Below are 6,454 nucleotides of genomic sequence, written 5' to 3' on the forward strand. Positions count from 1 at the left end.
GACTTTATTCTTTAGGAATATCATGTTATTGTATAGCCGAAAAAAACCTCATCAAATAAGCCTTCGGATTCTATACCAAAGGCTTTTTTGATGAAGTCCCAGCCTAACCAGCATGCCATCTCGTAATTGATTGATGTTGAACTATCCTACTCGTTCGTTAAATGACCAATTACTCATCTAGTGTTGCATAACTCAATCATTCCGACAGTTCAATAACCCCTAAAGCGTGTAATAAACATTCCAACCAAACGATGGCGAAGCATTCAAGTGAACCTACTACAGGGCCAAACCGTTTTGTGTTTTGCTCCTGAAATTATTACGTGTAGATGAACTAGTACGGCGGCTCATCTCAGTCCCCACAGTGATGCTACAATGGATGATCCGCAGACGCCTCTAAGATCCATCGCCACTCTGACCGCAACATTGCAATCTGTCGATGTGCAATCACTTCCCTGCCGCCATCCGCTCCGCCTCCCCATACTCCTGAATAATCAGATTGCCGCCGCTTGCCTTCCACTTCTCTACCTCCTGGCGGAAGCCTTCGGCGGAGATATTGCCCAGGATATAATTGTAGGTAGCATCCACGATAATGGCCGAGAGCTCGGTATTCTTTTCGTCAAAGGTTGGTGAGCTGAGGCTGACGGTCGGATCATCGACCAGGAACTGCTCATTGTCTTCGCTGAGCTGGTCAGCGAGGGCGGTCAGCTGCTCTTTTTGCGCCACCTCCATAATGTTCTTGTTGCCGATATCCGCGATCATCAGGGAGTAGAGCGGACTCACCTCATTCACACGAAGCTGCGAGGTTTCCTCCGGGAGAATCACTTTGCCGTCCTCCAGCTTATAGTGCCGCCCTTCAAATCCGTATTTCATCAGATTGGCGACATCCTTATCCATCGTCCGGTCAAAAAATCCGAGTACTTCCTTCAGCTCCTTCTCCGTGGCAATGGCCTTTTTGGAAAAGAGATAGAGTCCGTTGTAGTTGGGAATGGACCATACCTTGTAGCCATCCGGCCCTTGGATCCGGTTAATCAAGGTCAGCTCGGCGGCGGGATTGCTGGCTTGGGCCTCAATCGAGAGACGCTGCACATCGGTCATACTCCCGATGAACATGCCAGCGCTGCCCCGTATGAACTTATCCCGCTGCACCTCCTTGCTGGTCAAGGCGAAATCCTGATTCATCATTTTTCCATTGTACAATTGCTTCATAAAGTTCATCGTATCCATATATTCAGGCGTCTCAAATTCAGGGATGAACTGGCCGTTCACCAGCTTCCAGTTATTCGGCGTACCGAAGTAGGAGCTAAGCGTCTTGAATACTCCATACACCAGATCATTGCGGTCAACCAGGCCCAGCGTATCCGGTTTTCCGTTGCCGTCGGGGTCATTATAGGTGAACTCCTTGATGACGTTATACAGCTCCTCCAGCGTCTGCGGTTTGTTCAAATGGAGACGATCGAGCCAATCCTTGCGGATGATAATTCCTTGTCTGGAGGATGGGCGCTCCGTGTACAGGCCGTAGAACTTCCCGTCCACAGCAGTCTGATTCAGAATTGAGGGGTCCAGTTGCTTCAGGTTCGGGAAATCCTTAAGATAGGGACCAATCTCCCAGAAGGCCCCCGAGCGGATTGCATTTTTGACCAGATTATAATCCGTAACCTTTACAAAAGTGACTTTACCCAGGGAGCCGGTCGCCATCGCCGTATTCATTTTGTCGGTATAGACGCCCTCTGGAACCCAAGTGATCTCCAGCCCCACACCGGTCAGCTTCTCAATCTCCGCAACGATATCTTTGGCCGGGGTTTGAGGGAAATGGAGCGGTGCCAGGATGGAAATCGACGGAACCTCTCCGCCGGAGCCGCTGCCTGCAGCATCCTCCCCGCTGCAAGCGCTTAACATAATCATCATCACAAGCAGAACAAGCACACAGCTATATCGGGCAGCCCTGCGCCCCAAGTCCGGTCTGAACATCCATGTATCCTCCTGGCCTATAAATTATACATTTCACTCCTAATTGATGTACAAATTGCATTTGATAGGGATAAATAGAGAAAATGATTATTGCGGCACCAGATGATTATTGTTATTATCCTTCGTGATGCATACACTGAAGACAGGCGACTGCTTCTACTTCATGCAAAAGGTGCTGAATCTATTGAAACATTTAAGCTTCCTGAACAAATTAACCATTTTCGCCTTTGTCCTCAGCACATTGCCTGTGCTGTTCATTGGTTCTTTTTCTTACTTCACATCCTCCAGCGAAATTCAAAAAAATGTTAACCGTAACAAAAAGGAACTTATTTTACAAATTACATCAAATGTAGAGCATAAGCTGGCTACTGTCAATCAGACCTTAAATCAGGTCGTGAACTCCTCTGTATTGAAAAAGGCTCTGAACAATCCGTTAAATGTAACCGATTTCATTTTATATAATGACATACGTACAGAAATTCGCAATATGCAATCTTTTGATACAAAGCTGGAGGATGTGATCCTACTGAACCAGCGGCAGAACTGGATGATCAAAAATTCCGGGCTCTACCGTCTGAATGAATACGAGAATTACGAGCAGCTGACCAACCTGATTAATCTGCCTGACGAAACTTCCTGGGTCCTGAATCCCGCTTCCCTGTTCTACAGTGAGGAGAGCATTAACGTCACGGGGTGTGAATACAGCATCAGCCTGATCAAGAAGCTGCCCACTACCAAGCTGCAAAAATACGGGCTGGCGATTGCCAATATTCCGGCCTGCAGCCTGCAGGATTTCATCAATTCCGATCTGCAGCCACTGGACAGCATTATCGTTCTGGACAGCTCCGGACGAATTCTGCTGCACCCGGACCGGAGCCTCATCGGCCAGCCGGCTGCAGCCAGCGGCTTCAAGGATTTCGCGCAAATTTCCAGCGCCGCCAGCCCATCGGGGCAATTCAAGACCGTAATGGACAAAAAGGATTATTCCATCACCTATACGCGTTCCCAGCAAAACGGCTGGATCTATCTTTCGGTGACTTCAATTGCAAGTCTGACCAAAGAGTCTAACAAAATCGGAACCTACACCGTATATGTATGTACTCTCATGCTGCTGCTCTCCGTTCTGCTGGCCTGGCTCGGCTCCCGCAAAATGTACACGCCCATAGAGCGTCTGCTGAACCAGATGGGCCAGCGCAAGCCGGATATCCGAAAACGGCATACGAATGAGTTTCAGATCATCGGCGAGCAGGTCCATCATCTGTTCCAGTCCAAGTCCCAGCTCGAGAAGGAGGTTGCCCAGCATATCCAGCAGGTGCGAACCTTTGTCCTAATCAAGGCCTTTCAGGGGAATATCAAGAAACGGGAGCTGCTGGAGGAGCTGGAGCAATTCGGCTACCAGACCCAGCTGGAGGAATGGCAGACTATGGCTGTAATTACGACCAGTATTGACTTCTCTGAAGAGAACAGCTATCAGAAAAAAGATCTCAGCCTGCTGCTGTTCGCCGTACATAATATGATCGAAGAGCTGGTCCCCTCAAGCAACCGGCTGGCGCCGGTGATCATGGACCACACCGTCGTGACGCTGATCGGGAGTGCAGACGGCGATGCAGAGTCTTTTCACAAAACACTCTATTCACTGACCGAATCGCTGCAGCAGAAGATCAATAACTATCTGAAGCTTGCGGCCAGCATCGGGCTGAGCCTGCCCTTCCATGCCTTTGATAAAATGTCGATTGCGTACAGGGAAGGCCTTGAAGCCCTGAAACACCGGATCACGCTGGGTAAAGGCATCATTATTCAATATGAAAATATCAACTCCGGCAACCATTATCTCAATCTGAGCTATCCCACTCATAAAGAAAATGACCTGATGGACGCCATTAAGCTGGCGGATACCGAGAAGGCAAAGGACCTGCTGCACAAGGTGTTCAGCTGTATTTTCTCACCGGGGCTGTCCCCGCAGGAATGCCAGATTCCCCTGACACGCCTCTTGAACAATCTCCTGATAATGATGCAGGAATCAGGGATCAGCCTGAGCCAGCTTCATCCGGTGAACGGCTCGTTATTCGAGGAGCTGACGGATATTCATATCGTCGCTGAGATTGAGGACTGGTTCTGGACGGTGGTCATCCAGCCGATGATCCGCATCTTTGGCAGCAGGCAGAATGCCCAGTACCATAATATCTCGGAGAAGCTGATCGATATCGTCCAGCATGATTATGACAAGGATCTCACCCTGGAGGAATGTGCTTCCCGGCTGCACTATAATGCCAACTATATCAGCAGTGTGTTCCGCAAGGAGACGCAATATTACTTCAGCGAATATCTCGCCATGTACCGGTTCAAGATGGCGAAGAAATGGCTGGAGGAGACCGACATGCCGATCAAGGATATTGCCGCCCGGCTACGCTACAATAATTCGCAGAATTTCATCCGCTCGTTCCGGAAGCAGGAAGGGATGACCCCCGGCCAGTACCGCGAGAATGCCGGCGCAAGGCAGCGGGTGGTGCCGGATGATTATTGACGGAAGAATGTATAGCGTAAAGCCTATCAATTCCGGCATACTATTCTCAAAAAGCCGCGGCCCAAAAGGAGAAGGCTCCTTGGGACCACGGCTTTTTGGGCGTTGGAGGATGTTTAGGCTTTAGGCTTGCGCGATTTGCTTCTTCTGATGAAAAAAATGACTCCAGCCGCCAGCAGCACAATAACTGCACCTCCGGCAAGCACAATATTCCTGATGTCCGGCACATACACCACCAGACGCATCGGCTCGGAATCAGCCATCGTGATGTGCCAGGTCAGTGTATTCCCATCCTGCTCGTCAGCGTTGTTAGGACCATAGAGATTATATGGCAGCGTTAGTTTGAACGCCAGTTCTTGGCTCTGCATGAACAGCCGGACCAGCGACTTGGGTACACTCAGCGTTCCAAGGGTGTCTAGAATCTTATCCGAATAAGCGTTCAGCTTGGGCTGGGCCACCACGTCATACCGAGTGTACAGCCACTTGTTTTCGGTATCTACTTGTGTGTCCACAATATCAAGGTTTCCCGCATTCAGCTTCACATCCTGTATGGAGGCATAGGATTTCAGAAATTGATATTCCGTGGATTTGCCCACTTTTGTTTTGTGCAGTTCAATCCCTGCCGCCTGTAGTCTGCTGCGAAGCAGATCCTCAATGGTACCGCCCGCCAGCGACTCTGCACGTGAATCCAGCTTAAGATTGAATGCAATATCCATGCCTCCGTCCTTCTTCACCGTGACATGTGCCGTCCCAAAGGCGCGTTGAAGTTGTAAGTCATGGTTCGTCTTTATTGGATTAGGTCCTATGCCTCCAGCAATATTAACTTGCTCGTTTTGATAGGGAATCTCTGAAATTGAAAGCGACCAAACAAACAAGAAAATATATAAAACACTGCTTTGCAAAACTCAAAGGATAATTAACTGACTCCTCCATTTTGCACACCTCACTTTTATATGCATTTACGTTATATCATTCGGAATAATATGTAAATCTCCCGTATCATTGCAGGATGCCCTGCTAACTTGCTGCTTATAATGACTTACTAATATCAGAGGCATTATGGGAGGCTAACGGATTTACAGGAGCTTACGCACTTGAGCACACGCATGTCGGTGCAAATTCGGGTGGGTTTGCAGTATTGGCCAGGGAAAACTATATCGTATGAGACCCGTAGAGAGCCGTTAGAGCCGTTACTATCGGGGGGCGAAGGAAAAACTCATCACATAACTCGCCACAGGTAGGCTCACAAAGGATTCAGCGGACGAGGAAGCCGATCAATACACTGAATCATTCGAAATTGGGATTTTACAAACGTCAAATACGCAATCTATGACGTTAAATAAAGCAATAAACACTTACCAATATAAAAAAGCCCACTAACCGGAACCAGTGGGCGATTTTGCATTTTACTTCGGACTACACGCCGGAGCTTCCGATCAGTGTAGTTTCACTCAAACCTCCTAACACCGCTATGAAAGCAACTATATGTAAATTAAAATTCATACTCCATACGCTCCCTTTCTTTATTCACTCTCTGTACCAGGATGCTTGCAAACTGTACATTTTATAATACGCACCCAGTTTGTTGATCAGTTCAGTATGTGTACCTTGTTCAATAACCCTACCATTATCTATAACAATTATACGATTGGCATTTTTAGCCCAGCCCAATCGATGTGAAATAAAAATAGCTGTTTTATTCTCACATAAGCAAAAAATATTATTCATGATTTCGACTTCCGTCTTCGGATCTATAGCTGATGTAGGCTCATCAAAAATCAATAGATTTGAATCACTGAATAACGCTCGAGCAATCGCTAACTTTTGCCATTGACCACCTGAAAGTTCTTGCCCATTTTCAATATTTCTGCCTAATGGTACATCGAGATCACCAAGTTTCTCATAAATATCATAACAATTGCATTTTCTCAATGTTTCAATAATTAATTCATCATTATTGATTTG

General features: G+C 47.6%; 4 protein-coding genes. 1 reads left to right on the forward strand and 3 read right to left on the reverse strand.

Annotation, left to right across the window (positions count from 1 at the left end; translation table 11 throughout):
• Nucleotides 1–444: 444 nt before the first annotated feature.
• Complete coding sequence (locus A3842_RS06815; protein ID WP_074100858.1) at nt 445–1,968, reverse strand: extracellular solute-binding protein; 1,524 nt, start codon at nt 1,966–1,968, stop codon at nt 445–447.
• A gap of 127 nt (nt 1,969–2,095) precedes the next feature.
• On the opposite strand from A3842_RS06815, the gene A3842_RS06820 reads away from it, so the two are divergent.
• Nucleotides 2,096–4,492, forward strand: a complete 2,397-nt coding sequence (locus A3842_RS06820; RefSeq protein ID WP_256701556.1) for an AraC family transcriptional regulator — start codon at nt 2,096–2,098, stop codon at nt 4,490–4,492.
• Nucleotides 4,493–4,605: 113 nt separating this feature from the next.
• Here A3842_RS06820 and A3842_RS06825 read toward each other — a convergent pair whose 3' ends face one another.
• Both A3842_RS06825 and A3842_RS06830 read right to left on the reverse strand, forming a co-directional pair.
• Nucleotides 4,606–5,205 (reverse strand): hypothetical protein, encoded by a 600-nt coding sequence (locus A3842_RS06825; RefSeq protein WP_074100859.1) that lies wholly within the window; start codon nt 5,203–5,205, stop codon nt 4,606–4,608.
• A gap of 811 nt (nt 5,206–6,016) precedes the next feature.
• On the reverse strand, nt 6,017–6,454 hold a 438-nt coding region (locus A3842_RS06830), incomplete at its 5' end, for an ATP-binding cassette domain-containing protein (protein WP_143186182.1).

Source organism: Paenibacillus sp. P3E, assembly GCF_001909045.1.
Classification (GTDB): Bacteria; Bacillota; Bacilli; order Paenibacillales; family Paenibacillaceae; genus Paenibacillus_AQ; species Paenibacillus_AQ helianthi.

Coding starts and splice junctions, on each gene's coding strand:
- A3842_RS06815 (WP_074100858.1), bottom strand. CDS start 1,968: ATGTTCAGACCGGACTTGGGGCGCAGGGCTGCCCGATATAGCTGTGTG.
- A3842_RS06820 (WP_256701556.1), top strand. CDS start 2,096: ATGCATACACTGAAGACAGGCGACTGCTTCTACTTCATGCAAAAGGTG.
- A3842_RS06825 (WP_074100859.1), bottom strand. CDS start 5,205: ATGGATATTGCATTCAATCTTAAGCTGGATTCACGTGCAGAGTCGCTG.